We start from the raw sequence: 26,875 nt of genomic DNA on the forward strand, positions 1-26,875 counted from the left end.
CGGCGGATGGCCGTCATGTCCACTTCATCCCAAAGAGGATGAAGGGGCTTGTGATCGACGACGCCTTGAAGGCCGGCACCCAGATCGGTCCGGTGGTCGATGAGAGCCAGCTCAACCAGGACACCGACTATATCGCCATCGGCCGCCAGGAAGGCGCCAAGCTTGCCTTCGGCGGCGAGCTTCTGAAGCGCGACACGCCCGGTTTCTACCTGCAGCCGACGCTGTTCACCGAAGCGACGAACGCGATGCGCATTTCTCGGGAAGAGATCTTCGGGCCGGTCGCATCCGTCATCCGCGTCAAGGACTACGATGAGGCGCTCACTGTCGCCAACGACACGCCCTTCGGTCTGTCCTCGGGCATCGCCACCACCAGCCTCAAGCACGCGACCCATTTCAAGCGCAATGCCGAGGCCGGCATGGTGATGGTCAACCTGCCGACGGCGGGCGTCGATTTCCACGTGCCCTTCGGCGGCCGCAAGGGTTCGTCCCACGGCTCGCGCGAGCAGGGGCGCTACGCCGCCGAGTTCTACACCACCGTCAAGACGGCCTACACGCTCGCCTGAAGCACGCCGTCATCGGGCCCGCGTGAACGGTGCGGGCCGCATAAGGAAGGAAGAGATGAAGAAGAAAGCTGAATGGCCGCGCAAGCTGCGTTCGCAGGATTGGTTCGGCGGTACCGGCAAGAATGCCATCATGCACCGCTCCTGGATGAAGAACCAGGGCCTGCCCGCCGACACCTTCGATGGCCGGCCGATCATCGGCATCTGTAACACCTGGTCGGAGCTGACGCCGTGCAACGCGCATCTGCGTGATCTCGCAGAGCGGGTGAAGCGCGGCGTCTACGAGGCCGGTGGCTTCCCGGTCGAATTCCCGGTGTTTTCCGTTGGCGAAAGCACGCTGCGGCCCACGGCGATGATGTTCCGCAATCTTGCGGCCATGGACGTCGAAGAGGCGATCCGCGGCAATCCGGTCGATGGCGTCGTGCTGCTCGGCGGTTGCGACAAGACCACGCCGAGCCTGCTGATGGGGGCTGCCAGCGTCGACATCCCGGTCATCCTCGTTTCTGGCGGCCCGATGCTGAACGGCAAGTGGCGCGGCAAGGATGTCGGCTCGGGCACGGCGATCTGGCAGTTTTCGGAAATGGTGAAGTCCGGCGAGATGTCGCTCGCCGAATTCATGGATGCGGAGCAGGGCATGGCCCGCTCGGCCGGCAGTTGCATGACCATGGGCACGGCCTCGACCATGGCCTCGATGGCCGAAGCGCTCGGCATGACCCTGCCCGGCAATGCGGCGATCCCTGCCGTCGATGCCCGCCGCCGGGTGATCTCCCAGCTCTCCGGCCGCCGCATCGTCGACATGGTCAAGGAGGATCTGAAGCCTTCGGATATCCTGACGAAGCAGGCCTTCGAGAACGCCATTCGCGTCAACGGCGCGGTCGGCGGCTCGACCAACGCCGTGCTGCACCTCTTGGCGCTTGCCGGCCGTGTCGGTGTCGACCTCAGTCTCGACGATTGGGATCGCCTCGGCCGCGACGTGCCGACGATCGTCAACCTGCAGCCGTCGGGCAAGTACCTGATGGAGGAGTTCTATTATGCCGGCGGGCTGCCGGTCGTGATCAAGGCCGTGGGCGAAATGGGCCTCCTTCACAAGGATGCTGTGACCGTCACCGGTGACACGATCTGGAACGACGTCAAGGATGTCGTCAACTACAATGACGACGTCATCGTGCCGCGCGACAAAGCGCTGACCAAGTCCGGCGGCATCGCGGTGCTGCGCGGCAATCTTGCGCCCAAGGGCTGCGTGCTGAAGCCGTCCGCCGCATCGCCGCACCTGATGCAGCACAAGGGCCGGGCGGTGGTGTTCGAGAGCATCGAGGACTACCACGCCCGCATCAATCGCGATGATCTCGACATCGACGAGACCTGCGTGATGGTGCTGAAATATTGCGGCCCGAAGGGTTACCCGGGCATGGCCGAGGTCGGCAACATGGGCCTGCCCCCGAAGGTGCTGAAAAAGGGCATTACCGACATGATCCGCATCTCCGATGCGCGCATGTCCGGCACGGCCTACGGTACGGTCATCCTGCACACGGCGCCGGAAGCGGCCGATGGCGGCCCGCTGGCACTGGTTCAAAACGGCGACATGATCGCCGTCGACGTGCCGGCCCGCACCATCCATCTCGATGTCTCCGACGAAGAACTGGCCCGTCGTCGCGCTGCCTGGGTGTCGCCGGTGATGCCGCTCAAGGGTGGTTATGCCGGCCTCTACGTCAAGAGCGTGATGCAGGCCGACACGGGCGCGGATCTCGACTTCCTCGTCGGTCCGCGCGGCGCGGAAATTCCGATGAACCGCGACAGCCACTGACGCTGTCGGCGCGAGAGCGGACAGTTCGCTCTTGTCTTTGGCGCTCAACACAGCTTGCGTCATAACAGACGCGCAAAGGCCGCCGTCGCACCGTAATTGCGGTGCGACGGTCCCAGGTGCCAGCGTCGAGGAGGCCGCTGCGAGCTGAGCAGGCTTGGCGCACCCGCAAGCATCGTCGCGGGACGGGACCTGTAACTTTTATGCTCGCACTGACCCGCGACCGTCTTCATCGCTGCAATCAGCCCTAGTCGGCGGGCCTGTTCATCTTCCCTTACCTCTGGGTAACCACTGACCGCGCGGTGCGTATTGGCCTCGCAGCGTCGACGTCATAGTTTTCTCCCGCGACGTTGCGTGCCTGCAGGTGGGCGGCCGCGGCAGTGCTCCATTGATCGGAGACGATCGAAGGATAAATGCAGCAGCCGAACAGCCGTCAGCTATCTTGCGGCGAGAAGGAGCATGCTCCTCGACTTGGCCGTCGGAGCGTGTCGGAACCTATGATCTAAGGGAGTGAAGAAGCGTGCCGTTAACAGATCTTATCGATTCGTATTGCGCTGCCTGGTCGTCGGAGGACGCCGAGCAGAGGCGGGCGTTGCTGGTGCCGATCTGGGCCGATGGCGCAACGTACACGGACCCGACGGTTCATGCCGCCGGTGCAGAAGAACTGCTCGCGCACATTGCAGGTATTCAGGCTGGGCACCCGGGCGCGCGTATTACTCGGACAAGCGACGTGGATGTTCATCATGGGATCGCACGCTTCGCCTGGCGATTTGTGATGCCCGACGGATCATCTTTCCCCGAGGGTCTGGACATCGCATTCCTCGATCCCAACGCGACGCGCATTACGCGCATCATCGGCTTTTTCGGGCCATTGGCCAGCCTTACAACGGCGCGCGTCTCATCAGACGTCCTTTGATCCGCTAAGAGCCTCAGAACGATCACCGCACCACTTTCAGTGCGGCGATCCTGTTTGGGTGCCAAGGCCATCGTTTCGAAAAGACACGCCTTCGGCCGCATCTTCGCCCTGTGTTATCCACACCGGGCAAAACCCTCGCTTTTCGGCTGATCCGCTGCAACCGGCAGCAACCCTGCGACGTATCCCCTTTGTCGGGGCCATTCCGACCCTGACCTTGTTAGGAGGACGATCATGCGGAGGAATGTATTTGCGTTGTCGCTCGGTCTTCTTGCGACGGTGGCGCTGTCCCAGCCGGCATTTTCACAGAGTGCGAACGGTCTTGGCGTCGGCGTGTCCGTCGGTGGCCCGAGCGGGCTGAACGCCAATGTCGGACTTGGTGGCTCGAACGGCCTTAAGGCCGATGTCGACGCATCGCTCGGCGGCGCAAACGGCGTCAATGCCAACGCAAACGCCTCGATCGGCGGTGCGCAAGGCGTCAACGCCGATGTGCAGGCGAGCGCCGGCGGCGCCAATGGCATCAACGCGGATGCCGATGTCGGCCTTGGCGGCGGAAAAGGGCTCAACACTTCGGTCAATGCCACGGTCGGTGGACGGAATGGCCTGACTGCTGGTCTCAAGGCCAATGCAGGCGGCGGCAACGGCGTCGGGCTTGGGCTCGGCGTGGGAGTTGGAACGGGATCCGGCGGCGGGAGCTCCGGGGGTGGCGGCAGCGTTGGCGGTGGAACCGGAGGCGGTTCGGGAGGCTCGGTTTCACCAGGCGCTTCGATGGCCGCGTTCAATGCACTGCCCGTCGGCGAGCGGGTCAAGCTGATCAAACGCTGTCGCGATGTCGTTGGCGGCGGTTATGACAGCGGGCTGGTTTCGCTCTGCCGCATCCTGCAGGCGAGCGCCTCGCGGTAGTTGCAACACCCTGCAGCTTCGGCGGGGCGTCCTCGCCGCCCCGCCTCAGGCCCTACTGACTCTGATTTTGGCTCTGGCCCCGGGCCTGGCTTTGGTTTTGGCTTTGCTGCTGCTGTTCGACCGTGACCGACACCTTCAGCGTCTCCTTCGCCTCGCCGTGGATCAGCCCGGAGATGGGGGCGGCGTCGCGGTAGCAGAGGCCGGAGGCGATGCGGACATAGCGATCATCTGGGCAGATCTTGTTGGCTGCATCGAAGCCGACCCAGCCGAGCCCGTTGAGATGCACCTCGGCCCAGGCGTGGCTGGCCGTCTGTTCGGGGTGCCCCTCCATCATCAGGTAGCCCGAGATGTAGCGCGCCGGTAGATCGAGCGAGCGCGCCGCTGCGATCAGGATATGGGCATGGTCCTGGCAGACGCCCTGGCCGCTTTCCAGCGCATCCTCGGCCGTCGTTTCCGCATGGGTCTCGCCGGGTTTGTACGTCACCGCCTCGTGGATCGTCTCCATCAGCGCATGCATGCGGGCAAGGGCGGTGTCACCTTCGGCGGATTTTGCGAGCTCGCGGATGAGCTTTCCGGCCTTGGTAAGCGGTGTTTCGCGTGCAAAGAGCCACAGCGGCACATAGGACTGGTGCGGGCCGAAGACGCCGGCGCGGTCCTCCGTGTGGACCTCGCCGGAGGCCGTGATATGGATCGTTTCGCGGTCGCCGTCGATGCTGACGAGGTGAACACGGTTGCCGAAGTGGTCGTCGTAGTTCACTTCGATCGCAGCGCCATCGACGAGGGTCTCCCAGCCGAGCACGGTCTGGCCCACCTGGGTGAGCGGCGTCAGCCGCAAGCGCTGCAGGGCATACTGCACGGGCTCGTCATAGTGATATTCGGTCGTGTGGCTGATCTTCAGGTGCATGCCATCCTCCGATCTAGAACGCTTCCGGTCAAAACGGAGTTGTGAAAGCGCTCTATCTCCTTGTTTTTACGCAATTCCAAACGCGAAACGGCGTTACACTTTCGCTGAAACTGCTCTAGTAGAATCGGTAGCCGTCGGAGATTTCCTGTCCCAGACGGTTGTTGTGGCTGATGAATTCTTCGAGATACTCATGCAGCCCCTGATCCATGATGTCCTTGATCGACTGGCTGCGCAGCGACGCTAGCGTCCGGTCGGCCGTCTCGTGGGCGGCATGGCGTTCGCCATACTCCCGCTCGAGATAGCCGAGGTTGCTGGCGATCTTCTCGTAGCAATAGGCAAGCGAGCGCGGCATGCGGCCGTTGGAAATCAGGAAGTCGGCGATGTTGGCGGGGCGAAGTTCGGCGTCATAGACCCAGCCATAGGCGCGATGCGCCGAGACCGAGCGCAGGATCGATTCCCACTGCACATTGTCCATCGACGAGCCGACGGCGGCGACCGCCGGCAGAAGCACGTAGTACTTCACGTCAAGTATGCGGGCGGTGTTGTCGGCCCGTTCGATGAAGGTGCCGATGCGCGAGAAATTGAAGATCTCGTTTCGAAGCATGGTGCCGTGGAAGGCGCCACGGATGAGGCCGGCGCGGCGCTTGATCATGTCGATGATCTCCGGCATGTCCGTCGGGCGCGCCTTCTTCGACAGCATTGCCCTCATCTCGAGATAGCACTCGTTGGTGGCTTCCCAGGTTTCGCGCGTCAGCGCCGTGCGCACCATGCGGGCATTGTGACGCCCCGCCTCGATGCAGGACATCACGCTTGAGGGGTTGGCCCGGTCGCGCAGCAGGAAGTCGATCGCGTCGATGCTCGTCAGCGTTTCGTGCACCTCGTCATAAAGTTCGCGCACGCCCGCACTTTGCAGCACACCGTCCCAGTCGCCCTCCGTTGCCTCGCTGCGGGTCAGCGCCATGCGCAGGCCGGCATCGATCAGCCGGGCGCTGTTTTCGGCGCGTTCGATATAGCGGAACATCCAGTAGAGGCCGTTTGCAGTTCTTCCCAGCATCTCTCAGTCCTCCAGCACCCAGGTGTCCTTGGTCCCGCCACCCTGGCTGGAGTTCACGACGAGCGAACCGGCTTTCAGCGCCACGCGCGTCAGGCCGCCGGGGATGATCTGGACCTTGTCGGAGACGAGGACATAGGGGCGAAGGTCGACGTGCCGGGGCGCGATGCCCTTGTTGACGAGGATCGGCACGGTGGAAAGGGAAAGCGTCGGCTGGGCGATGTAATTGGTCGGGCGGGCTTTCAGCTTCTCGGCGAAGACGGCGCGTTCCTTCCTGGTCGCCGTCGGGCCTACCAGCATGCCGTAGCCGCCTGAGCCGTGGACCTCCTTGACCACCAGCTCTTCCAGATGCTCGAGCACGTATTTGAGACTCTGCGGCTCGGAACAGCGCCAGGTCGGGACGTTTTCCAAGAGCGGCTTGCGGCCGGTATAGAACTCGACGATCTCGGGCATGTAGGAATAGATCGCCTTGTCGTCGGAAATTCCGGTGCCGGGCGCGTTGGCAATGGTGATGTTGCCGGCGCGGTAGACGTCCATGATGCCGGGAATGCCGAGGGCGGAATCCGGTCGGAAGGTGAGTGGGTCGAGGAAGTCGTCATCGACGCGGCGGTAGAGCACGTCGATCGCCTCGTAGCCGCGGGTGGTGCGCATCTTCACCTTGCCGTCGATCACCCGCAGGTCCGATCCTTCGACGAGCTCGACGCCCATCTGGTCGGCGAGGAACGCGTGTTCGTAGTAAGCCGAATTGTAGATGCCGGGCGTCAGCACCGCGACGCGCGGCTTGCCGCTGCAGCCGGGAGGGGCTAGCGACGAAAGGCTCTGCCGCAGCAGGTAGGGGTAGTTCTCGACCGGGCGCACGCGGTTCTGATGGAAGAGTTCCGGGAACATCTGCATCATCGTTTCGCGGTTTTCCAGCATGTAGCTGACGCCGGACGGGGTACGCGCGTTATCTTCGAGAACGTAGAACTGGTCTTCGCCGGTTCTGACGATGTCGGTGCCGACGATATGGGTATAGACGCCGCCCGGCGGGCGGAAACCGATCATCTGCGGCAGGAAGGCTTCGTTCTTCTCGATCAGTTCGCGCGGGATGCGGCCGGCGCGGATGATTTCCTGCTTGTGGTAGATGTCGTCGAGAAAGGCGTTGAGAGCGATGACCCGCTGTTCGATGCCCTGGGCGAGCTTGCGCCATTCGCGGCCGGAGATGATGCGGGGGATGAGATCGAAGGGGATGAGCTTTTCGGAACTGTCTGCGTGTCCGTAGACCGCGAAGGTGATGCCGGTTTTCCGGAAGATGTTCTCGGCGTCCTTGGATTTCGCTATGAGCCGATTTCTGTCCTGGCTGGCATACCAATCATGATAGGTCGAATATGGCTGGCGCGGACTGCTGTCCGCATTCATCATTTCGTCAAATGCCAAAGGCGTGGTCCCCTTATTTTTGACCATTTGAGTACAAGGCTGGTTGCAATGCAAGAAGCGTGCTCAGTCGCCTGAAAAGAAAGTTGGCCACGCCAGAAGCGCCCGTTCGCGGGGAAATCTGCCCAACGACAGGGCAGCCGCATCCGGTCGCAGAAAGTGGTTGCGACCGGGTGGGCAAGAAATATGCACTTGCTCTAAATTTGGACGCGGGCGCCGAAGCTAGCCGAGACCCAGGCAGACGATCGCGAGGACCGCGAGGACACCGAGCACCAGCAGCGACAATGTGGCGGCAGCACTTGCACGCGGCCCGCAATGGGCGAGCGCGCGGATGTCGACCTCAAGGCCGAGGGCGGCCATGGCGATGACCGTCAGCCAGGTGGAGACCGTCACGGCGTCGGTCGCGAGTGTGTCGGAGATTGCGCCGCTGTTGCGGGCGATCGCAACGGCGAGGAAACCCAGAATGAACCAGGGAACGAAATGGAGGATCGTGGCGAGGCGCGACTTCCGTTGTCCGGGCGCTTTGCATTCCGGCTCGGTATCGCGGCTGCCAATTAGCGAGAAGCAGAAGACGACGGGGCCGAGCATCAGCACGCGCACGAGCTTGACCAGCGTGCCCACCTGGACCGAGAGCGGGCTGAAGGGGCTGGCCGCGGCCAGGACCTGGGGTACGGCATAGACGGTCATGCCGGCAAAGACGCCGTAGCCCTGAGGCGTCATGCCGAGCCAACCGCCGACGAAGGGCAGCGACAGGACGACGGCGATGCCGAGGATGGCGGTAAAAGAAATTGCAGCTGCGACCTCCTCGCCGCGGGCACCGATGGCCGGTGCGACGGCGGCGATCGCCGAGTTGCCGCAGATGGCGTTGCCGCAGGCAATCAAGGTCGCCAGGCGTTTCGGCAGCCCGAGCATGCGCGCAATCACGTAGCCGGTGGAAATCGACAGAAGAACCATGGCGACGATGGTGACGAGCAGGGTCGGCCCGCTCGCGGCGATCGCATCGAAGCTCAGCATCGCGCCGATCAGCACGATCGCTGTCTCCAGCAGGACTTTCGCCGAGAAGTGGATGCCGGAGAGGAAGCGGGGGCCGGGTGTCCAGAGGCTGCGGACGATAGCGCCGAGAAGGATCGCGAGAACGAGCGCTTCCAGCCAGGCGCGGCCGGTCCAGCGCCGCTCGATCCATTCCAGACCGATGGCCGCAAGTGCGACGAGACAGCAGAGGAAAAGGCCCGGAAGAATGCACGTCAGGCGGGAGGCGACTGAGGAAAATTGGGAGCGAAATGGGGAATGCGATCTGGACATGGGCGCAACCTACGCTCATCCATGAATCAGTCTAACGGATTATTCTTGTCATTCTGATCGATTTTTGCGATTGATCTACCATGACACTCGATCAGCTTAAAATCTTCGTCGCGGTCGCCGAGCGGCTGCACATGACCAAAGCCGCCGAGGCGATGAACGTCACGCAGTCGGCCGCAAGCGCGGCCATCGCGGCGCTCGAAACCCAGCACGACATCAGATTGTTCGATCGCGTCGGCCGCGGCCTGACGCTGACCGATGCCGGCAAGATCTTCCTGCCGGAGGCAAAGGCGGTGCTCGCCCGGGCGCTCGCCGCCACTGCCTGCCTGCGCGATCTCTCGGAGCTTCGCCGCGGCGAACTGTCGATCGCTGCCAGCCAGACGGTCGCGAGCTATTGGCTGCCGTCGCGCCTTGCCCGCTTCACCCACGACTATCCCCAGGTCGATGTGAAGCTCACCGTGCGCAACACGGCCGTCGTCGCCGAGGCGGTGGAAGAGGGCACGGCGCAGCTCGGCTTCGTCGAGGGGCGCGTGGATGGCGCCAAGCTCGACCATCGCCGCGTCGCCGTCGATCGCATCGCCGTCTATGCCGCGCCCTTGCACGCGTTCGTTGGGGCTGCCGTCAATCTGGAAATGCTGCTTTCTGCGCGCTGGGTGCTGCGCGAGGAAGGCTCCGGCACGCGGGCAATGTTCCTGCAATCGATGAATGATCATGGAGCAGACGTCGATCGGCTCAGGATCGAGCTTGAGCTGCCCTCGAACGAGGCGGTGCTGACGGCGGTCGAAAGCGGTCCTTTCGTCACGGCCGTTTCCCGGCTCGCAGCACAACCTTTCGTCGATAGCGGCCGGCTCGTGGAACTGCCGTTCGAACTGGCTGAGCGCAGCTTCGAGCTTTTGACCCACCGCGAGAGGCAGTTCAGCCACGCGGCGCGGGCCTTCGTGGAACTGCTTTGAGGCAAATTCCGTTTTGCTCCAGGGCTTGCCATGCGGGAGACCCCTGGCAATCGCTGCAGGATCTCTTTTTTAAGAGGCGACCATGGTGTTCGAAATTGTCGAGAGACCCGCACAGCGCATTTCCGGATCGTTCTGGGAGGGCACCTTCGGCGAGGCGGCCGATGGTGCCGTTCGCCGGCTGATCGCCGAAATGCAGGGGCATCACCAGCATCTGCATCCAGGCGATCATGCAGCCTTGGTCGGCATCTCCTGGAACGATCGCCCGGATGGATTCCGCTATCTCGTCGGCTATGTTTCCGACAAGGCAGAGACGACCGTGCACCCAGGCTTTGTCGACCTGCCGGCCATGCGCTTCGTCACGGCCCTGCATCACCCTGATAGTGGCGACGTCTTTGCCCATTACCAGAGAATGTTCGACTGGATCGCGGCCGAAGGCCACGCGGTCGATACCGCCTTGCTGCACTATCGCGAGGAGTACGATCCCGGTTTCGTCTCGCTGTCGCTATCCTCGCTCAGGCTGATGGTTCCGATTGGCTGATGCTTCCCATCAGAAAAATTGCTTTGACCATCGATACCGGCGCGGATACTTGCATGAGTGCTTAAATCGGAGGGATTTGAGCGCGAAATCAGCGGCAGATCAAAGCGTTACAACAGCCCGACGCGCTTCAGCGAGGGCGGTTCATTGCTTCCACCTGCCGCCGTCATTCCGATAGGCTCACCATGCTCGCCCGTCTGGCTCCCGCCATCTTCGTTCTGCTCTGGTCCACCGGCTGGGTGGTGGCGAAATATGCTGCGGTCTACGCAGATCCGCTGACCTTTCTCGTGTTGCGCTACACGCTGGCGATCGCGCTCTTCATCCTGTTCTGCGTCGTCACCGGCGCACGATGGCCGAAGTCCTGGAAAATGGCCGGTCATGCGATCGTGTCCGGCATGTTCCTGCACGGGCTCTATCTCGGGTCGGTCTGGTGGGCGATCGGCGAGGGCGTGCCGGCCGGCATTTCCGGCATCATCGCCGGCCTGCAGCCGCTGATGACCGCGGTCGCCGCGGCCTTCGTCATCGACGAGAGGCTGAGCACGCAGCAGAAGCTCGGGCTGGTGCTCGGCTTCTTCGGCATTGCGCTTGCCGTCCTGCCGAAGGTGCTGGCGATCGACACGGGGGCGACGCCGATCCACTTTCTGCCTGTGATCATCAACGTGCTCGGCATGGGCGCCGTCACCTATGGCACGCTCTACCAGAAGCGCCATCTGCAGAGCGGTGACATCCGCACCATCGCAGCGCTGCAATATCTCGGCGCGCTGATCGTGACGATCCCGCTGGCGCTGATGCTCGAAGACTTGCACGTCACTTGGAACCTCCAGGTGGTTCTGGCACTTGCCTGGTCGGTTCTCGGGCTCTCGATGGGCGCGATCGCGCTGCTGCTTTATTTGATCCGTCGGGGGCAGGTGTCGCGCGCAGCGTCGCTGATCTATCTCGTGCCGCCGCTTGCCGCCGTGCAGGCGTGGCTCTTCTTCGGCGAAGCGCTGACGCTGCCGATGGTCATCGGCACCATCATTGCCGTTGCCGGCGTCTATCTCACCAACCGCAAGCAGGCGTGAAGCACGACGCGCGAGAGTGTGAAGCGGTTTTGCAATAGCGGCATGCGCTTGGCCCAAAACTAAAACGGCGGGCCGAAGCGACCCGCCGTTCACATTTCAAAATTCTACGCTGGCTTTTGCGCGCCCGGTTGACGCGCAGCGCCTGGGTCAGCCCTGGTGGCCGCGATTGCCGCCATTGCCCCGACGCTGGCCCTGGCCGCCTTCGCGACGCTCGCCACCGCCACGGTTTTCGTTGCGGCCGCCATGGTTGCGGTCACGACGTTCGCCCTGCTTCTGGCCGGGACGTCCGTGGTGCTTCTTGCCTTCGTGGTTGCGGTTGCCTTCGCCACGGCCGTCGGTCTGCGGATGGCCGTGATCGCGGCGCTCCTGGCGCTGCGGGCGACGCTCGTCGCGCAATAGGTCGTCACCGGTGAAGCCGCTGGTCGCAGCAACCGGCTCGCCGGCCGGACGCTCACGGCGCGGCGGACGGCCGCCGTTCTGGTGGTGACCGCCGCCATTGCCCTTGCGGTGGCCGGCGCCGTTGTTGCCACGGCCGCCGCGGCCCTTGGCCGGACGCGCCTGGTCGGCGGGAGCCTCGCCGCTGGCAACGGCAATGTTGATGCCCATCAGCTTCTCGATGTCGCGCAGCAGGCGGATTTCGTCCGGCGCGCAGAAGGCGATGGCGATGCCGTCGCGGCCGGCGCGCGCGGTGCGGCCGATGCGGTGAACATAGGCATCCGGCACTTCCGGCAGGTCGTAGTTGTAGACGTGAGTAACGCCGGGGATGTCGATGCCGCGGGCGGCGACGTCGGTCGCGACCAGCACGCGGATCTCGCCGTCACGGAAGGCCTTGAGCGCGCGCTCGCGCTGGCCCTGGCTCTTGTTGCCGTGGATCGAGGCGGCCTTGAAGCCGACGTGGTCGAGATGCTTCATCAGCTTCTCGGCGCCATGCTTGGTGCGGCTGAAGATCAGCGACAGGCCGTCCGGGTTCTCTGTCAGCGTCTTCTTGAGGATGGTCGTCTTCAGGTCCTTGCCGGGAACGAAGTGAACATACTGTTCGACCTTGTCGGCAGCCTTGCCCGGAGGCGTGACTTCGACCTTGACCGGGTTGGTCAGGTACTCGCCAGCAAGCTCGGCGATCTGCTTCGGCATGGTGGCCGAGAAGAGCAGCGTCTGGCGGTTCTTCGGCACCAGCTTGGAGATCTTGCGCAGGTCGTGGATGAAGCCGAGGTCGAGCATCTGGTCGGCTTCGTCGAGAACCAGGTAGCGGCCCTGCGTCAGCGTCACGGCCTTGCGGGCAACGAGGTCGAGCAGGCGGCCGGGGGTTGCGACCAGGATGTCGACACCGCGGGCGAGCTGTTCGGTCTGCTTGTTGATCGAGACGCCGCCAACGACAACGCCGATCTTCAGCGGTGACTTCTTGACGAACAGCTTGAGGTTGGCGGCGATCTGGTTGACCAGTTCGCGGGTCGGCGCCAGAACCAGGGCGCGAATGTTGCGCGGATCGGGGCGCTTGCCTTCGGCAACGAGCTTCTCGATCATCGGCAGGCCGAAGGCGGCCGTCTTGCCGGTGCCGGTCTGGGCGAGACCGATGAGATCGTTGCCCTTCAGCACCAGCGGGATCGCCTGAGCCTGGATCGGGGTCGGCTTTTCGAAGCCGTTGGCAGTCAGGGTTTCCAGAATGTGCTCGGAGAGGCCGAGATCTTTAAAGGTGGACAAATGCATATACCTTTTGGGGGCGCCAAACGCATTCGCCGGAACCGCATCGTTGCTGTTCCGGTGTCGTTCGGCGTCAAGAACCCCGCGTGAATTGGGAACTTGTGGGTTGAATTAAGTCGTCAAGCGCCTGTGCTGTACCGCCTATCGCGGTGATATGTGCGCTATCCTTCTTCACGGCTTTCGATGTCTGCCGAGGGCGCGCTCACGCGGCGGCCGGAAGGTGACGCTGGGCACCATGTCGTTGGTTTGGACGAAAAAGTCAAGGTCCATCTTTTCGCAGGTGCGAAATGAGATCTACTCAAGCGCGAGATCGAAGCCCGCTTCTGCCGCTTCCTGGCCGTTGACGAGGATGACGATGCGATGCGCGCCCGGGTAATAGCGACGGGTCGTAATGGGCCGGATCGCATGGCGTTTCTCGATCTCGATCGAGCCGCCGGGGACAAGCGTCGCGGATGTCCACTTGAAGACTTTCGGCGAGGTCGCACCGTTTGCCTTGCGATGGTGCACAGCGTAGTCGATCATCACCTTCTGGCTCGTCTCGGCGTCATGGCTGACGGCGAGGCGCAGGCCGAGGCTTTCGCCAAGCACGATGTCCGAACGATCGAGCGAAAAGCGCGCATTGATGCCGGCCGGGGGAGCGAAACCGAAATTGCCGAGCGCGTCCGCGTGCCCCTGCTTCAGCAGCGTGCGCGAGGCGTGGCGCAGAAGCTGGCGGCGCTCCGGCGATGCGTCGCCGATCTGTTCGGCGACGAAAGCAGCCACCAGATCCGAATGGTCCTTGGCGATGTCGTTGAGGCTGTTGGCAACCGAGCGGCGCACATACTCCTCGGGGTCGTCGAGAAGCGCGGTCAGGATCGGCAGGATCGGCTGCGGATCGCGGATGAGCTGCAGCAGTCGCATCGCCCAGGGCAGGCGCGGGCGGGTGCCTTCGCTCGCCAGTCGCCGGACGTGATGGTTGGGATCCTTCGTCCAGTCCCGGATCGTCGCGAGGGCGCGCTCCTGGTCGCGATCGATGAAGACGCGGATGCCGAACTCGGCTGTGAAATGCGGCGTCAGCGCCCGCAACAGCGACAGCGACAGGTCGAAGTCGTCGAGGCCGCGCAAGGCGACGTACTGGCTGAAGGGCAGCAGCGACCAGCCGCTGATACCGTCCGCGCCGTCGCGAGGAAGGCAGGCGTGGAGGTTGGCGGCCGCCTCCGGAAACGCCTGCGGCAGCGTCTCGACCAGCGCGTCGCGGATCTGCAGCGAGCGCTGCATCAGCTCCAGCGCCTCCAGCCCGTCACCCGCAAGCGCCACGAACCTCTTGCGGTCGAAACCGGCGGCGTTGCGTTCGAGCGCATCGGCGATGGCGATGACGACACCGGGGTGCAGCAGATTCTTCAGTGGTTCGGCCATCGCTCAGGCAGTCCTTTGCTCGTCCAATTCCGGGCCGGTCAGATCCTCTGGCCGCCGCTAAAATGCTGCACGAGCATTACCGCGCTGATCGTCGCTGCGTAAGGTGCGAACTCCGGATCGACCCGGACGCGCTCTCCGGCCGATTGCGCAGCCTCCAGTGTCTCCCATTCGACCAGGTCTGCGAACATGCCCGAGGTCTCGCAGGAATCGACCGCGCGCCAGGAGACGAAGCCCGGATAGCGGGAAACGGCCTGCATCGCTCGCTGGCGCGTGGCTGTGGCCGCCGGCCTGTCGGTGACGATGCAGACAGCAAGTTCAAGGATGTGATCGCTGGTCATGATGAGGCTCCCTGTGAGTTGTCGCTTGATTTAACACAGGGCAACTGACAGCCTTATGGCCATTATCGACGGTGCCGTGCTTGTGGACACGCGATGCGCGCGGTAGCCCTTTTGAACGAAGTCTTGCCGCGGGGAGGCCAGGCATGAGACCCGCCGACCGGCTGTTTCGCATCATCCAGCTCCTGCGCGCGAGCGGCCGGGTGATGACGGCGCGCGAGATCGCCGAGAAGATGGAGGTCGCCCAGCGCACCATCTATCGCGACATGGAGCACCTGATCGCCTCCGGCGCGCCGATCGACGGCGAACGCGGTGTCGGCTATCTCCTGCGCGGTGCGTTCGATGCGCCGCCGCTTGCCTTTACCTTCGAGCAGCTGGAAGCGCTCGCTTTCGGCGCCCGCGCCGTGCAGATGCTCGGCGACGGCAGGCTCGCCCAGGCGGCGCGCGAGGCGATGGAGAAGATCGCCCATGGTCTGCCGCCCGAACATCGGCAGCGGCTGACAGCCGCGCCCCTTCGCGCCTTCCGCTCTTCGCTCCAGCCGGAACCGCCGGCGCTGCTCGGCGAGATCCGCCTGGCGATCGCCGGTCGCCGCAAGCTTCGCCTGGCCTATGACAGCCTCAAGGACGAACATTCCGAGCGCACCATCTGGCCGCTCGGCCTCAGCGTCTTCGGCCACTTCTGGCTGCTGACGGGCTGGTGCGAACTGAGGTCGGATTTCCGCGATTTCCGGGTCGACAGGATCAGCACGCTTCGTGTCCAGCGCGAGCGTTACGAGGTGACGCCGGAACGCAGCTTCGAAGCCTATATCGCGCGGATGTGACCGGCGCATCCGGCCAAATAATCAGCATCATCGCCACCTTCCGATGGAACCGGATCGCCGCTCGTTCGTTTCCTTTACAGGGTTTTCATGACCCTTCGCGATCCACACCTTTCACTGGGAGACAATCGTGCAGAACCGGACTTGGATACTGGCCGCGGATGGCAACACCGCGCGCATCGTCAAGGGCGTGAACCTGTTGAAGGAAGAGCGCCAGCGGCCGGAGGAGGAGACCTTTCACACCGAACCGAAGCGCGTTCAGGACATCATGGCCGACAAGCCGGGCCGGTCGCATTCGTCCGTCGGACACGGACGCTCGGCCATGGAATACAAGAGCGATCCCGTTCGCGAGGAGCAGCAGCGCTTTGTTGCGGACGTGGCCGGAAGGCTGGAGAGCTACGCCGCCAACCATGCCTTCGACAGCCTGGTGATTTGCGCAGCACCCCGGACGCTTGGCGATCTCCGCAAGCAGCTTTCCGCCCATGTCCGCGAGCGGACAGTCGCCGAGATCGACCGCAACTGCGTGGCTGCAACCACCGAGCAACTGATCGCAACGGCACGGGCCGCGGTGTTCCCTTAAGGCTCGGCCGCAGCCGGACTTCGTAACGCTTTCCGGTTTACCCAAGGCGTCCCGTCAGAAGTCGGTGGGGACGCCGCCCTCGGCCTTGCGTTTGGCGACAAAGGCATCGAGTTCCTCCTCGATCGCCGGATCGAGGGGCGGGCGCTCGTATTCGTTCAGCTTCTGTTTGAAGATCCGGTTGGCGTGATCGTATGTCGTCGGCCGCCCGGCTTCGGTCCAGGTCTCGAAGTTGCGCCAGTCCGACAGGATCGGTGAATAGAAGGCGGTCTCGTAGCGCTGCAGCGTGTGCAGCGTGCCGAAGTAATGGCCGCCCGGGCCGACGTCGCGCACGGCATCGAGGCCCAGCGCATCTTCGCTGACATCAAGCGGGGTCAGGTATTCCGCCACCATCTGCAACATGTCGACGTCGAGAATGAACTTCTCGAAGGAGGCCGTAAGCCCACCTTCGGTCCAGCCGGCGGCATGCATGACGAAATTGCCGCCCCCTTGCGTCAGCGCCCAGAGCGACATGGCGGATTCGTAGGCCGCTTGAGCGTCCAGCGTATTGGCGGCGTTGGTGTTCGAGGTGCGGTAGGGGATGTTGTAGCGGCGGGCGAGCTGGCCCCCGGCGACCACCGCCTTCATGTATTCCGGCGTGCCGAAGGCGGGCGCTCCGGTCTTCATGTCGACGTTGGAGGTGAAGCCGCCATACATCACGGGTGCGCCGCGCCTGACCATCTGGGTGAAGGCGATGCCGCAGAGCGCTTCGGCGTTCTGCTGGACGAGCGCACCGGCGATCGTCACCGGCGCCATGGCGCCGGCGAGCGTGAAGGGCGTGACGACCACCACCTGGTTGCGCGAGGACATCTCGATGATGCCCTGCAGCATCGGCCCGTCGAGCCGGAGCGGCGAGGAGGTGTTGATGATGGTGAAGAGCGACGGCTCGCGCTCCATCTGCTCCATCGTGATGCCACGGCCGATGCGGGCGATCTCGATGCCGTCGGTGTTGCGCTGCTTGCCCAGCGAATAGACGTGGAACACCTTGTCGGTGAGCTTCACCATGTCGGAGAGGCAATCGAGGTGGCGCACCGAGGCATGGATGTCGACCGGCTCGACCGGATAGCCGCCGGTCGTGTGGACGATGTCATAGGACTGCGCGAGCTTCACCAGCTTTCGGTAGTCTTCCTGGTTGCCGGTGCGGCGGCCGCCGTCCCGGTCTGCGACGAACGGCGCGCTGGCGATCTGGGCGAAGACGAGATTGTTGCCGCCGATCGCGACATTGCGGGCCGGGTTGCGGGCGTGCATGGTGAAGGCCGGAGGAACAGAGGCGATCATGTCCATGATCAGGCCGCGGTCGAAGCGCACCCGGTCGGTGCCGGGCGTCAAGTCGGCGCCAGCCGCCTTCATCCGCTCGCGCGCCTCCGGCAGGATAACGTCCATGCCGATCTCTTCGAGGATCGTTAGCGATGCCTCATGCACCGATTCAAGCGCATCATCCGAAAGTACGGTGGATTTCGCCAGCGTATTGACAAGATTGAGATATTTCCCGCCGGGAGACTTGCGCACACGCTCGGCGCTGCGCCCGCCCGGGCGGCGTCGGCGCTCCAGCGGCGTCGAGGTTGCGTCGCCGGTTGCTGCATCGGGAAACTGATCGTCGTTCATGAAAGACCCACCGTGTTGCCGATGGGGAGTGTGTCGCAGATTCGAGACGGCGATGGCCCGCCATTTGCGACAGTTCAGTTCTCTTGTGGAGTAAAACGCTTGCGCTGACGCATTTCTGCAGTCGGGTGGCGCAACCGTTCAAGACAGGCCGCAATCGCGACGAGCGCTAGGGTCGGTCGCCCCGCAGCATCTCGCGTTTGCCGGCAAAACCCTTGCGCTTCTCGACGGCAAAGCCTGCGGCCTGCAAATTGCGTCGGACGAAACCGGCGGCGGCATAGGTGGCGAAGCTGCCGCCGGGCGTGGTCTTTTCGAAGACCAGCCGCATCAGTTCCTCCGACCACATGTCGGGATTGCGCGACGGCGCGAAGCCGTCGAGATACCAGGCTTCGAACGGGTCTTCCGCGCGGGCGACGCCGCCGAGTGCCGCGCCGCAGACGACCGTGAGGCTGACGCCGTCACCAAAGTCGATCTGGACATCACCATCAGGCTCGACCGGCCAGCGCGAGGCCAGCGCCTGGTGCTCCGTGTCGATCTCTGGCCAATGGCTGAGGGCGCGCGAAATCTCTTCGGCCGCCATCGGAAAGCGCTCGAAGGACACGAACTGCAGCTGGTCGCCAGCGGCCGCGGTCATCTTCCACTGGCGCCACGTCTCGCAGAAATTGAGCCCGGTACCGAAGCCGAGTTCGCCGATGCGGAAGGTGCCCGCACCGACCCAACGATCGGGCAGGCCGTTGCCCGACAGGAAGACGTGGCCGCACTCCAGCCGCCCGTCGGTGCGGCAATAAAAGTGATCGCCAAACTCCCGGGAATAGGGCATATCGCCCTCGTGCCAATCAAGGTTCTGGTGCGCCGGGGGCTCGATCGGGTCTGCGGATCCTGTCATGGCCAAGGCGATAATCCGCCGGCCGGAGAAGGTCAATCGATGAGCGAGCTTTTGGTCGTCGGCGGCGGCATCATGGGGCTGTGGGCCGCCATTTGCGCCACGCGCAGGGGCATGGCCGTGCGGGTCGCCGAGCAACAAGCGATCGGCGCAGGCGCCAGCGGTGGCCTTTTGGGCGCGCTCATGCCGCATATGCCGGATCGCTGGAACGATAAGAAACAGTTCCAATTCGACGCGCTTGTGACGCTCGAGGAAGAGATAGCGGCGCTCGAGGCGGAGACAGGGCTTTCGACCGGCTATCGGCGGACGGGTCGTTTGATCCCGCTTGCCAAGCCTCACCTGCGCGATATCGCCCTCCGGCACGAGCAGGATGCACGGAGCCATTGGCGCGCGGCCGACAGGCAGTTCCACTGGCACGTGAAGGACGACGGGCCTGAGGGCTGGCCGGGTGCTGCCGCGGCGGCGCATGGCATGGTCTTCGACACGCTCGCCGCACGGGTTTCGCCGCGTCGCATGCTTGCTGCGCTCCGCACAGCGCTCCTGCAGGCACCGAACGCCTATTTAGACGAGGGCAGGGGCGTGCGCCGGATCGAGCCGGAACGCGGCCGGGCCGAACTCGACGATGGCACCCGGATCGATTTCGAGCATTGCATCATCGCGGCCGGCGTCGGCAGTTTTCAACTGATCGACGACGTGTCGGTGCCGCTGGCGGAAACGAGCGGCACGGCTGTCAAGGGGCAGGCGGCACTGCTGCGCGCGGAGATCGATCCGGCGCTTCCGGTGATCTTTGCCGACGGCGTCTACATTATTGCCCATGACGACGGCCATGTGGCGGTCGGCAGCACCAGCGAAAACAGTTTTGCCGATCCCCTGTCGACGGACGAGCAGCTGGATGAGCTGCTTCGGCGCGCCGTAGCGCTCGCGCCGCGCCTGGCGGGTGCCGAGGTGGTGGAGCGATGGGCAGGGTTGCGCCCGAAAGCGACGGGGCGCGAGCCGATGGCAGGCCGGCATCCGGACCATCCGAACGTCTCGGTCCTGACCGGCGGGTTCAAGGTGAGCTTCGGCATCGCACACCGCCTGGCGCGTTTCGTCGTCGAAGAGATCGCCGGTTCTCCGGCGATCGATATTCCCGATTCTTTCTTCTGCCGGAATCACATAGCCGCACTTCGCGAGAAACATCTTTAGGGCCGGACATGCGAAGGGCCCCGCCCGCGGCGGGACCCGAAAGATCGAAAGTCAGGCATTACATCCAGTAGGGCGGCACGCCGTAGTAGTCGTAGACACGGCGTCCGTTTTCCGCGTTCCAGTCGTATTCTTCGGTGCCGTGATATTTCGGCGCGTTTTCGACCTGATCGCGAGTCACATCAGTGCGATAGCCGCCGAGCTTCTCGTCATAGGTCAGCTTTGCCCAAGGCAATGGATAGTGGTCTTCGCCGAGGCCGAGAAAACCGCCGAAGCCGAGCACCGCATAGGCGACGCGCCCGCTGCGCTTCTCGATGATCACGCGCTCGATCGAGCCGATGTGTTTGTCGTCGGGGCCATAGACCCTCGTGCCTTCAACCTTGTCGCTTGCGATCAGGTCGTGGGTCTCCTTGATCCGGGCGTCCTGAAGGTTCGCATTGTGATAGGTCACGCTTCTTCTCCATCCTTGTTTTCCTACCTTTTAGGAACGGGCGATGGGCCGGATGGTTCCGAAAAACGAGGGGTGACGTTCGCACCGCTGCCGCGCTCATCCCCGGCCGACTTCGTCAATCTGTCACGCAAATCACCTAAGACGCGGCCATTGGACAAGTCGGGGTGAGGGCGGAAAACCGCAGCTATTGCTCATCCTGCGCTGACGGATACCCGGAGCCAGCCGATGCGCTATGCCATTTGTTTTACGCCGCCGATGGCCGACCCGCTTTCCGCGACCGCTGCAAGCTGGCTGGGGCGCAATGTCTATTCCGGGGAACCTGCCGAGTTGCCGTCGGTCGCGGGCTTGAGCGCCGCGGATGTCGCCTATCACACGGCGGTTCCGCGACGCTTCGGCTTTCATGCGGTGATGATGTCGCCGTTCCGCCTGCATCCGGACATGACGGAACCGAAGCTTCTGAAGGCGCTGATGCATTTTGCCGGCGCCCAGACTCCGTTCGAAATCGATCGCCTGGAGGTCGCCCGCATCGGCCGATGCTTCGGGCTGATGCCGCAGGTGCCGAGCACGGCCATGCATCTGCTTGCGGCCAACGTCATCCAGGAGTTCGACGCCTTCCGCGCGCCGCTCAGCGAAGACGAGATCGAGCGCTCCGATCCGGACCGGCTGACCGCCCCACAGTTCTCCAACCTGCACCGTTGGGGCGATCCGCATGTGATGGACGAATACCGTTTCCACATGATGCTGACCGGTCCGCTTGCGCCAGACGCGATGCGGCGGCTCGAGGCGCCGCTCCGTGACCTGTTCGAGCCCTGCCTATCAAAACCGCTTTCGATCGGCAGCCTTGCGCTGTTTGTCGAGCAGGAGACGGGCGCACCCATGCGGGTGCATTCACAGCACCCGCTCGGCAAGATCTCGACGAACACGCGCGCAGAGCGGGCGAAGCGGGCCGCCGCCGACCCATCGCTGGCGCCGCAAGGCGCGGTCCGGCCGCTGCCGCTGATCGTCGCTGCGCTGATGGCGCAGCGCTAATCGGAAACGGACGCGGGCGAAGCTGCAAAGAGCAGCGCTTTCGGATAGGGCAGGCCGAGGTCCGGCATGTCCGCCGGCGCGAAGTAGCGCAGCGACTTCGTTTCGCCATCGGTGATCGGCTGCTGGGAACCGACGATCCGGCATCGATAGAGGGTAACCACATATTCGACGTGGTCGCCGTTCGGGTAGGTGTAGCGAAACGCTTCTCCGCCGAAGACGCCCAGTATCCGCTCGACCGAGACCGGATAGCCGGTTTCCTCCATGACCTCGCGGATGACCGCATCGACAGGCGTCTCGCCCGGCTCGATCGCGCCGGCCGGCAGGCTCCAGCCTTCGCCACTTGCTTTCTCCTGCAAGAGGACCCGGCCATCGGAATCGACAATGACGGCCGCCACTGACGGGCAGAGAAGCAGGCCGGGACCGACTTTTTCGCGGAGCGCTTGAATGTAGGATTTCATCTCGATGAGGGCCGTTGTCCTTGCCGATCCATTCAACGCTGTTTCGAAAAATCTCTCAACCTCGGGCTCAGCCGAATTTTTCTGGTAATTTCCGTCAGGGCCGTGGCGCTGCCGCTGCCCTGCCTCACGTCATTTCGGTATCGACAATCCGGTCGGCGGTGATACCGTTCCTAAAAATTCGAAGGGTGATTTGATGTCTGAGACTAAGTATCCGCGCGACCTCGTTGGCTACGGCCGCAATCCGCCGAAGGCAAACTGGCCGGGCGATGCGCGCATCGCCGTGCAGTTCGTGCTGAACTACGAAGAGGGCGGCGAAAGCTGCATTCTCGATGGCGACCCAGCGTCCGAGTGCCTGCTGTCGGAAATTGTCGGCGCGCAGCCCTGGGCTGGCCAGCGTAACCTCAACATGGAATCGATCTACGAATACGGTGCCCGTTCCGGCTTCTGGCGGCTGTGGCGCATGTTCACCAGCCGCAACGTCCCGCTGACCGTCTATGGCGTGACGCAGGCCATGGCGCGCAATCCGGAAGCCGTCGCTGCCATGAAGGAAGCCGGCTGGGAAATCGCCAGCCACGGTCTGCGCTGGCTGGAATACAAGGACGTGCCGGAAGAGGTCGAACGCGAGCATATCCGCGAGGTCGTCCGCCTGCACACGGAGCTCACCGGCGAGCGGCCGCTCGGCATCTACCAGGGCAAGCCTTCGGCCAATACGCTGAAGCTGGTGCTGGAGGAAGGCGGGTTCCTTTACTCCTGCGACAGCTACGCCGACGAACTGCCCTACTGGGTGCCGGGTCTTTCGGCCGACAAGCCGCACCTGATCATTCCCTATACGCTTGATGCCAACGACATGCGCTTTGCGACGCCGCAGGGCTTTAACAGCGGCGACCAGTTCTTCAGCTACCTCAAGGACACATTTGACGTGCTCTACGAGGAAGGTCGCCAGGGCGACGCCAAGATGATGAATATCGGCCTTCACTGCCGTCTCGTCGGCCGCCCGGGCCGCGCTGCTGCGCTCGCTCGCTTCATCGACTACGTCATGTCGCACGACAAGGTCTGGGTGCCGCGTCGCATTGACATCGCCAACCATTGGTACCAGCACCACAAGCCGGAAGGGGCGCTCTGATGACCGACCGTGATGCCTTCGTTGCCCGTTTCGGTGGCGTGTTCGAGCACTCGCCCTGGGTTGCCGAACGCGCCTACGACCGAGCCGCGGCGACCGGGCTGACGGCGGGCACGGTGCATTCGGCGCTCTGCCAGGCCTTTCGCACGGCGCTGCCGCGCGAGAAGATGCAGGTGCTGCGCGCGCACCCCGATCTTGCCGGCAAGCTGGCGATCGCCGGTAAGCTGACGGCGGACTCGACGGCGGAGCAGGCGTCTGCCGGCCTCGACCGGCTGACACCAGAGGAGCATGAGCGCTTCACCGCGCTCAACGACACCTACACGAAAAAATTCGGCTTCCCCTTCATCATCGCGGTGAAGGGGCTGACCAAGGGGCAAATTCTTGCCTCCTTCCAAAGCCGCATTGACAATTCGCCCGAAGAGGAATTTGAAACCGCTTGCGCACAGGTCGAGAAAATCGCCCGCCTGCGCCTGCAGTCGATGATTCCTGGAGACGAAAATGCCTGACAAAACCGTTCGATGCCTGTCCCCGCTCATGAGGAGGGCCCTCGAACTGGATCGGACATCCGCAAGCGCAAAATCGTCCTGCGAGGTCTCCGCATAATGTCGCGCCTGCTCGAAATCGAACCGCTGACACGCGAGGCCTTCGCTCCCTTCGGCACCATCATCGAAGCCGATCCGGCAACGATGCGCCACATCAACGGCGGCAACACGGAACGTTTCCACGGTCTTGCGCGTGCCGATGTCGTCGGCGACGGCGCCAATGTCATCATCAACATCTTCCGCGGCCAGCCGCGGTCTTTCCCCTATTCGGTGACGATGATGGAGCGCCACCCGCTCGGCAGCCAGAGCTTTTCGCCGCTCGACGACCGCCCATGGCTCGTCGTGGTGGCGGACGACGAGGACGGGCGCCCGGGCACGCCGCGCGTTTTCCAGGCGAACGGCCGGCAGGGCGTCAACTACGGCCGCAATATCTGGCACCACCCGCTGATGTCCGTCGGCGCCGTCAGCGATTTCCTCATCGTCGACCGCGAAGGGCCGGGTAACAATCTCGAGGAGTTCTTCTATGACGAGCCTTTCGTCATAGACAGCGCTATCTAGCAGGACGTGCGCGCGGCTTCTGACAGCATCCCGCGCCAATGTGTGAAAGAGAGAAGCCATGAGCAGCGCCGGCCGCCTGACCACCCATGTTCTCGATACCGCTCTCGGGAAACCGGCCGAGGGTCTGCGCATCGACCTCTACTGGCTGGAGGGGGAAGAGCGGCAGTTGATCCGCACCGTACATACCAACAGCGACGGCCGTGTCGACGGCCCGATGGTCGAAGGCATCGGCTTCATGGCCGGCAACTACGAGCTGGTGTTCCATGCCGGCGACTATCTGCGCCGGTCCGGCGTTACACTGCCGGAGCCGGCCTTCCTCGACCGCATCCCCTTGCGCTTCGGCATCGCCGATCCGGCGAGCCATTATCACGTGCCGCTGCTTCTCTCGCCCTACGGCTATTCGACCTACCGCGGCAGCTGAGATTGAAGGATGAGTGTTCGTGGTGATGCAAAGGGTGATATTTAAAATATAATTTTCAATGGCTTAAACATCATCATTTCTCTTGGATCCAAGCGATATGTTTTTCAGATTGCTGGCCTCTCTGTGCCTCGTCCTTCTCTGGAGTGCCAATGCCAGCGCCGGCGTTATCGAAGGCGTAGGCGCCAAGAAGCTTGAGGTGGTCGACCCCGTCGAGCAAAAGCCGATGGATGCGGTCGTGTTCTTTCCAAGCCCCGACCAGACGGATGTCAGCAGCATCGGACCTTACGAGGTCGACGTGTCTCGATCGGCGCCCATCGGTGACGACCGCTACCCTTTGATCATGCTCTCGCATGGCAGCATGGGGAGCATGTGGGGCCACCACGACCTGGCTTCGTCCCTCGCGCGGCAGGGATACATGGTCGTCAGCGTCACGCATGTCGGCGACAATTTTCAGGACACAAGTCGGATCAGCACCGCCGGCGCCATCTACGGACGCGCCATGCAGATATCGGCGGCTTTGACGGCCACCCTCGATGATCCCGTCCTTGCTCTGCACATCGACCGCGAGCGGATCGGCTTCGTCGGGTTTTCCGCAGGCGGGACGACGGGGCTTATCCTGGCGGGAGCCAAGCCTGACCTTTCCCGTCTTGTAGGCTATTGCGCCAAACGTCCCGATGATCGCCATGTCTGCGAAGCTCGCGGGCGCATCGGGGTGGAGGGTGCCGAACTTGGGGCTTCAGCCGACGCGCGAATCCGATCCTTCGTTTTGCTGGCACCGCTCAGCGTCCTCTTCCCTACGGAAGGGCTAAAATCCGTTGCGGCTCCGATATCGGTCTATGTCGGCGAAAAGGATGAGGAGCTATCGCCTGATGACAACGCCCTGGCGCTTGCGCGCGACATGCAGTCCGAAATCCGCGTCGAGGTCGTCCCAAACGCCGGGCATTTCACGTTCCTTGCTCCGTGCTCGCCGCAAATGAGAGACGCCGTGCCCGCGATATGCGCGGATCCTCCCGGGGTTGATCGGGTAGAACTCCATCGCACCATCAACGCTGAAATCGCAGCCTTTTTCACCAGAACGCTTGCTGTGGCGGTTCCGTAAGCAATCTTCGCCACGAACTCGGTTGTCCGAAGCCGACCTTATCGACGGCGAGCCGGGTACTTCGGATTGAGAGAAGACCCTGAAGCCCTCCCTCATCCGGGCAACAAATGCGGATCGCTGACGCGGTCGATCAATCCGCGAGAATGTCGCGGTTGACGTCGTTGATATCGCGCTTGCCGCAGAGGGCCATGGTGATGTCCATCTCCTTGCGGATGATTTCCAGCGTCTTGGTGACGCCCTCCTTGCCCATGGCGCCGAGGCCGTAGAGGAAGGGGCGGCCGATATAGGTGCCCTTGGCGCCCATGGCGACGGCCTTCAGCACGTCCTGGCCGGAGCGGATACCGCCATCGATATGCACCTCGATCTGGTGGCCGACCGCATCGACGATGCGCGGCAGCATGCTGATCGAGGAATGGGCGCCGTCGAGCTGGCGGCCGCCGTGGTTGGAGACGATGATCGCGTCGGCACCGGTCGCCGCTGCCATCTTGGCGTCCTCGGGGTCGAGAATGCCCTTGAGGATCAGCGGTCCGCCCCAGCGTTCCTTGATCCAGGCGACATCCTTCCACGAGAGCTGCGGGTCGAACTGTTCCGCCGTCCAGGCGCCGAGCGACGAGAGGTCGGTGACGCTTTTCGCGTGGCCGACGATGTTGCGGAAGGTGCGGCGCTTGGTGCCGAGCATCTTCATGCACCAGCCGGGGCGCGTCGCCATCTGCCAGAGGTGCTTCGGCGTCATCTTCGGCGGTGCCGAGAGGCCGTTGCGAAGATCCTTGTGACGCTGGCCGAGGATCTGCAGGTCGAGCGTCAGCACCAGCGCCGAGCACTTCGCCGCCTTGGCCCGGTCGATCAGGTTCAGCACGAATTCGCGTTCGCGCATGACGTAGAGCTGGAACCAGAAGGGCTTGGTGGTGACCGAGGCGACGTCCTCGATCGAGCAGATGCTCATCGTCGAGAGCGTGAAGGGCACGCCGAAGGCTTCAGCCGCCTGGGCTGCCAGCATTTCGCCGTCGGCGTGCTGCATGCCGGTGAGGCCGGTCGGGGCGAGTGCCACCGGCATCGACACCTTCTGGCCGATCATCGTCGTTTCCAGCGACCGGTCGGTCATATCCACCAGCACGCGCTGGCGCAGCTTCACCTTGGCGAAATCCTCCTCGTTGGCGCGATAGGTGCCTTCGGTCCAGGCGCCGCTGTCGGCGTAATCGAAGAAGAGTTTCGGCACCCGGCGCTTGGCGAGCGCCTTGAGATCGCTGATTTCGAGGATTTGCGTCATGGATAAGG

General features: G+C 63.6%; 28 protein-coding genes. 16 read left to right on the forward strand and 12 right to left on the reverse strand.

The genetic code is table 11. From position 1 onward, the window contains the following. From ASD63_RS05950 to ASD63_RS05965, 4 genes are all read left to right on the forward strand, one after another. A partial coding sequence (locus ASD63_RS05950) for an aldehyde dehydrogenase family protein (RefSeq protein ID WP_156624114.1) occupies nucleotides 1-563 on the forward strand: 563 nt, incomplete at its 5' end. 55 nt (nucleotides 564-618) lie between these two features. Further along, nucleotides 619-2,364: an L-arabinonate dehydratase gene (araD, locus tag ASD63_RS05955; protein WP_034803454.1), complete on the forward strand. Its 1,746-nt coding sequence runs from the start codon at nucleotides 619-621 to the stop codon at nucleotides 2,362-2,364. A gap of 589 nt (nucleotides 2,365-2,953) precedes the next feature. Further along, on the forward strand, nucleotides 2,954-3,277 hold the full coding sequence (locus ASD63_RS05960) for a nuclear transport factor 2 family protein (protein WP_127889350.1): 324 nt from the start codon (nucleotides 2,954-2,956) through the stop codon (nucleotides 3,275-3,277). A 231-nt stretch (nucleotides 3,278-3,508) separates the two neighbouring features. Next, entirely contained in the window at nucleotides 3,509-4,177 is a 669-nt protein-coding gene (locus tag ASD63_RS05965; protein ID WP_034803457.1) for a hypothetical protein, read from the forward strand. Between the two features lie 52 nt (nucleotides 4,178-4,229). Here ASD63_RS05965 and ASD63_RS05970 read toward each other — a convergent pair whose 3' ends face one another. From ASD63_RS05970 to ASD63_RS05985, 4 genes are all read right to left on the reverse strand, one after another. Beyond that, a complete protein-coding gene (locus ASD63_RS05970) occupies nucleotides 4,230-5,081 on the reverse strand; it encodes a transglutaminase family protein (protein WP_034803458.1) in 852 nt (283 codons plus the stop codon). Nucleotides 5,082-5,196: 115 nt separating this feature from the next. Continuing rightward, entirely contained in the window at nucleotides 5,197-6,135 is a 939-nt protein-coding gene (locus ASD63_RS05975) for an alpha-E domain-containing protein (protein WP_034803460.1), read from the reverse strand. Nucleotides 6,136-6,138: 3 nt separating this feature from the next. Further along, nucleotides 6,139-7,533 (reverse strand): circularly permuted type 2 ATP-grasp protein, encoded by a 1,395-nt coding sequence (locus ASD63_RS05980; protein ID WP_034803477.1) that lies wholly within the window; start codon nucleotides 7,531-7,533, stop codon nucleotides 6,139-6,141. A gap of 234 nt (nucleotides 7,534-7,767) precedes the next feature. After that, nucleotides 7,768-8,847, reverse strand: coding sequence for a YeiH family protein (locus ASD63_RS05985; RefSeq protein ID WP_082572793.1), 1,080 nt, complete (start codon nucleotides 8,845-8,847; stop codon nucleotides 7,768-7,770). An 80-nt stretch (nucleotides 8,848-8,927) separates the two neighbouring features. On the opposite strand from ASD63_RS05985, the gene ASD63_RS05990 reads away from it, so the two are divergent. The 3 genes from ASD63_RS05990 to ASD63_RS06000 all read left to right on the forward strand — a co-directional run bounded on the left by ASD63_RS05990 (nucleotide 8,928) and on the right by ASD63_RS06000 (nucleotide 11,393). Further along, entirely contained in the window at nucleotides 8,928-9,797 is an 870-nt protein-coding gene (locus tag ASD63_RS05990; protein ID WP_034803462.1) for a LysR family transcriptional regulator, read from the forward strand. Nucleotides 9,798-9,879: 82 nt separating this feature from the next. Continuing rightward, nucleotides 9,880-10,335 carry a GyrI-like domain-containing protein gene (locus ASD63_RS05995; RefSeq protein ID WP_034803463.1) on the forward strand — a complete coding sequence of 152 codons (456 nt, stop codon included), beginning with the start codon at nucleotides 9,880-9,882 and terminating at the stop codon, nucleotides 10,333-10,335. A gap of 182 nt (nucleotides 10,336-10,517) precedes the next feature. Further along, complete coding sequence (locus ASD63_RS06000) at nucleotides 10,518-11,393, forward strand: DMT family transporter (RefSeq protein ID WP_034803471.1); 876 nt, start codon at nucleotides 10,518-10,520, stop codon at nucleotides 11,391-11,393. 147 nt (nucleotides 11,394-11,540) lie between these two features. On the opposite strand, the gene ASD63_RS06005 is transcribed toward ASD63_RS06000, so the two are convergent. The 3 genes from ASD63_RS06005 to ASD63_RS06015 form a co-directional block, all read right to left on the reverse strand. Further along, entirely contained in the window at nucleotides 11,541-13,091 is a 1,551-nt protein-coding gene (locus tag ASD63_RS06005; RefSeq protein ID WP_060528915.1) for a DEAD/DEAH box helicase, read from the reverse strand. Between the two features lie 294 nt (nucleotides 13,092-13,385). After that, nucleotides 13,386-14,486 (reverse strand): DNA alkylation repair protein, encoded by a 1,101-nt coding sequence (locus ASD63_RS06010; protein ID WP_034789023.1) that lies wholly within the window; start codon nucleotides 14,484-14,486, stop codon nucleotides 13,386-13,388. 38 nt (nucleotides 14,487-14,524) lie between these two features. After that, complete coding sequence (locus ASD63_RS06015) at nucleotides 14,525-14,824, reverse strand: hypothetical protein (RefSeq protein ID WP_034789021.1); 300 nt, start codon at nucleotides 14,822-14,824, stop codon at nucleotides 14,525-14,527. A gap of 143 nt (nucleotides 14,825-14,967) precedes the next feature. Between ASD63_RS06015 and ASD63_RS06020 the strand changes: the two genes are divergently transcribed. Then, complete coding sequence (locus tag ASD63_RS06020) at nucleotides 14,968-15,642, forward strand: YafY family protein (protein WP_034789019.1); 675 nt, start codon at nucleotides 14,968-14,970, stop codon at nucleotides 15,640-15,642. Between the two features lie 127 nt (nucleotides 15,643-15,769). Then, a complete protein-coding gene (locus ASD63_RS06025) occupies nucleotides 15,770-16,219 on the forward strand; it encodes a host attachment protein (protein ID WP_034789016.1) in 450 nt (149 codons plus the stop codon). A gap of 54 nt (nucleotides 16,220-16,273) precedes the next feature. Here ASD63_RS06025 and ASD63_RS06030 read toward each other — a convergent pair whose 3' ends face one another. Together ASD63_RS06030 and mnmD are read right to left on the reverse strand one after the other, a co-directional pair. Beyond that, the gene (locus ASD63_RS06030) at nucleotides 16,274-17,860 is read right to left on the reverse strand and encodes a trimethylamine methyltransferase family protein (protein ID WP_060528880.1); all 1,587 of its coding nucleotides are present in this window, start codon (nucleotides 17,858-17,860) and stop codon (nucleotides 16,274-16,276) included. 166 nt (nucleotides 17,861-18,026) lie between these two features. Then, a complete protein-coding gene (gene mnmD / locus ASD63_RS06035) occupies nucleotides 18,027-18,743 on the reverse strand; it encodes a tRNA (5-methylaminomethyl-2-thiouridine)(34)-methyltransferase MnmD (RefSeq protein ID WP_034789095.1) in 717 nt (238 codons plus the stop codon). Nucleotides 18,744-18,782: 39 nt separating this feature from the next. On the opposite strand from mnmD, the gene ASD63_RS06040 reads away from it, so the two are divergent. Continuing rightward, nucleotides 18,783-19,925: an FAD-binding oxidoreductase gene (locus tag ASD63_RS06040; protein ID WP_034789009.1), complete on the forward strand. Its 1,143-nt coding sequence runs from the start codon at nucleotides 18,783-18,785 to the stop codon at nucleotides 19,923-19,925. A gap of 58 nt (nucleotides 19,926-19,983) precedes the next feature. On the opposite strand, the gene ASD63_RS06045 is transcribed toward ASD63_RS06040, so the two are convergent. Beyond that, complete coding sequence (locus ASD63_RS06045; RefSeq protein WP_034789006.1) at nucleotides 19,984-20,373, reverse strand: PRC-barrel domain-containing protein; 390 nt, start codon at nucleotides 20,371-20,373, stop codon at nucleotides 19,984-19,986. A gap of 225 nt (nucleotides 20,374-20,598) precedes the next feature. Between ASD63_RS06045 and ASD63_RS06050 the strand changes: the two genes are divergently transcribed. Continuing rightward, nucleotides 20,599-21,402, forward strand: coding sequence for a DUF1045 domain-containing protein (locus ASD63_RS06050; RefSeq protein WP_034789003.1), 804 nt, complete (start codon nucleotides 20,599-20,601; stop codon nucleotides 21,400-21,402). Here ASD63_RS06050 and ASD63_RS06055 read toward each other — a convergent pair. Continuing rightward, nucleotides 21,399-21,860 (reverse strand): NUDIX domain-containing protein, encoded by a 462-nt coding sequence (locus ASD63_RS06055; RefSeq protein WP_034789092.1) that lies wholly within the window; start codon nucleotides 21,858-21,860, stop codon nucleotides 21,399-21,401. The two genes, ASD63_RS06050 and ASD63_RS06055, sit on opposite strands and share 4 nt — an antisense overlap. A gap of 193 nt (nucleotides 21,861-22,053) precedes the next feature. Between ASD63_RS06055 and puuE the strand changes: the two genes are divergently transcribed. From puuE to ASD63_RS06080, 5 genes are all read left to right on the forward strand, one after another. Beyond that, nucleotides 22,054-22,983 carry an allantoinase PuuE gene (gene puuE / locus ASD63_RS06060; RefSeq protein WP_034789000.1) on the forward strand — a complete coding sequence of 310 codons (930 nt, stop codon included), beginning with the start codon at nucleotides 22,054-22,056 and terminating at the stop codon, nucleotides 22,981-22,983. Then, complete coding sequence (gene uraD / locus ASD63_RS06065; RefSeq protein ID WP_060528881.1) at nucleotides 22,983-23,486, forward strand: 2-oxo-4-hydroxy-4-carboxy-5-ureidoimidazoline decarboxylase; 504 nt, start codon at nucleotides 22,983-22,985, stop codon at nucleotides 23,484-23,486. The genes puuE and uraD overlap by 1 nt, the downstream gene beginning before the upstream one ends. Before the next feature lie 96 nt (nucleotides 23,487-23,582). Continuing rightward, nucleotides 23,583-24,080, forward strand: a complete 498-nt coding sequence (locus ASD63_RS06070; RefSeq protein ID WP_034788995.1) for an ureidoglycolate lyase — start codon at nucleotides 23,583-23,585, stop codon at nucleotides 24,078-24,080. Between the two features lie 58 nt (nucleotides 24,081-24,138). Then, nucleotides 24,139-24,501: a hydroxyisourate hydrolase gene (gene uraH, locus ASD63_RS06075; RefSeq protein ID WP_034788993.1), complete on the forward strand. Its 363-nt coding sequence runs from the start codon at nucleotides 24,139-24,141 to the stop codon at nucleotides 24,499-24,501. Nucleotides 24,502-24,583: 82 nt separating this feature from the next. After that, the gene (locus ASD63_RS06080; RefSeq protein WP_234798703.1) at nucleotides 24,584-25,600 is read left to right on the forward strand and encodes a dienelactone hydrolase family protein; all 1,017 of its coding nucleotides are present in this window, start codon (nucleotides 24,584-24,586) and stop codon (nucleotides 25,598-25,600) included. A 130-nt stretch (nucleotides 25,601-25,730) separates the two neighbouring features. Here the strand turns inward: ASD63_RS06080 and ASD63_RS06085 are convergent, their stop codons facing one another. Further along, nucleotides 25,731-26,867, reverse strand: a complete 1,137-nt coding sequence (locus ASD63_RS06085; RefSeq protein ID WP_034788987.1) for an alpha-hydroxy acid oxidase — start codon at nucleotides 26,865-26,867, stop codon at nucleotides 25,731-25,733. Nucleotides 26,868-26,875: the final 8 nt, after the last annotated feature.

The sequence above is a fragment of the Ensifer sp. Root558 genome (assembly GCF_001427045.1).
Classification (GTDB): domain Bacteria; phylum Pseudomonadota; class Alphaproteobacteria; order Rhizobiales; family Rhizobiaceae; genus Ensifer; species Ensifer adhaerens.

Excerpts from the sequence above, each read along its gene's own strand:
- ASD63_RS05970 (WP_034803458.1), bottom strand. The coding sequence starts at position 5,081 with ATGCACCTGAAGATCAGCCACACGACCGAATATCACTATGACGAGCCC.
- ASD63_RS05980 (WP_034803477.1), bottom strand. The coding sequence starts at position 7,533 with ATGATGAATGCGGACAGCAGTCCGCGCCAGCCATATTCGACCTATCAT.
- ASD63_RS06085 (WP_034788987.1), bottom strand. The coding sequence starts at position 26,867 with ATGACGCAAATCCTCGAAATCAGCGATCTCAAGGCGCTCGCCAAGCGC.
- ASD63_RS06020 (WP_034789019.1), top strand. The coding sequence starts at position 14,968 with ATGAGACCCGCCGACCGGCTGTTTCGCATCATCCAGCTCCTGCGCGCG.
- ASD63_RS06040 (WP_034789009.1), top strand. The coding sequence starts at position 18,783 with ATGAGCGAGCTTTTGGTCGTCGGCGGCGGCATCATGGGGCTGTGGGCC.
- ASD63_RS06030 (WP_060528880.1), bottom strand. The coding sequence starts at position 17,860 with ATGAACGACGATCAGTTTCCCGATGCAGCAACCGGCGACGCAACCTCG.
- uraH (WP_034788993.1), top strand. The coding sequence starts at position 24,139 with ATGAGCAGCGCCGGCCGCCTGACCACCCATGTTCTCGATACCGCTCTC.
- ASD63_RS06055 (WP_034789092.1), bottom strand. The coding sequence starts at position 21,860 with ATGAAATCCTACATTCAAGCGCTCCGCGAAAAAGTCGGTCCCGGCCTG.
- mnmD (WP_034789095.1), bottom strand. The coding sequence starts at position 18,743 with ATGACAGGATCCGCAGACCCGATCGAGCCCCCGGCGCACCAGAACCTT.
- puuE (WP_034789000.1), top strand. The coding sequence starts at position 22,054 with ATGTCTGAGACTAAGTATCCGCGCGACCTCGTTGGCTACGGCCGCAAT.
- ASD63_RS06000 (WP_034803471.1), top strand. The coding sequence starts at position 10,518 with ATGCTCGCCCGTCTGGCTCCCGCCATCTTCGTTCTGCTCTGGTCCACC.
- ASD63_RS06050 (WP_034789003.1), top strand. The coding sequence starts at position 20,599 with ATGCGCTATGCCATTTGTTTTACGCCGCCGATGGCCGACCCGCTTTCC.
- ASD63_RS06015 (WP_034789021.1), bottom strand. The coding sequence starts at position 14,824 with ATGACCAGCGATCACATCCTTGAACTTGCTGTCTGCATCGTCACCGAC.
- ASD63_RS05990 (WP_034803462.1), top strand. The coding sequence starts at position 8,928 with ATGACACTCGATCAGCTTAAAATCTTCGTCGCGGTCGCCGAGCGGCTG.
- ASD63_RS05995 (WP_034803463.1), top strand. The coding sequence starts at position 9,880 with ATGGTGTTCGAAATTGTCGAGAGACCCGCACAGCGCATTTCCGGATCG.
- ASD63_RS06070 (WP_034788995.1), top strand. The coding sequence starts at position 23,583 with ATGTCGCGCCTGCTCGAAATCGAACCGCTGACACGCGAGGCCTTCGCT.
- ASD63_RS06010 (WP_034789023.1), bottom strand. The coding sequence starts at position 14,486 with ATGGCCGAACCACTGAAGAATCTGCTGCACCCCGGTGTCGTCATCGCC.
- ASD63_RS05975 (WP_034803460.1), bottom strand. The coding sequence starts at position 6,135 with ATGCTGGGAAGAACTGCAAACGGCCTCTACTGGATGTTCCGCTATATC.
- araD (WP_034803454.1), top strand. The coding sequence starts at position 619 with ATGAAGAAGAAAGCTGAATGGCCGCGCAAGCTGCGTTCGCAGGATTGG.
- uraD (WP_060528881.1), top strand. The coding sequence starts at position 22,983 with ATGACCGACCGTGATGCCTTCGTTGCCCGTTTCGGTGGCGTGTTCGAG.
- ASD63_RS05965 (WP_034803457.1), top strand. The coding sequence starts at position 3,509 with ATGCGGAGGAATGTATTTGCGTTGTCGCTCGGTCTTCTTGCGACGGTG.
- ASD63_RS05985 (WP_082572793.1), bottom strand. The coding sequence starts at position 8,847 with ATGTCCAGATCGCATTCCCCATTTCGCTCCCAATTTTCCTCAGTCGCC.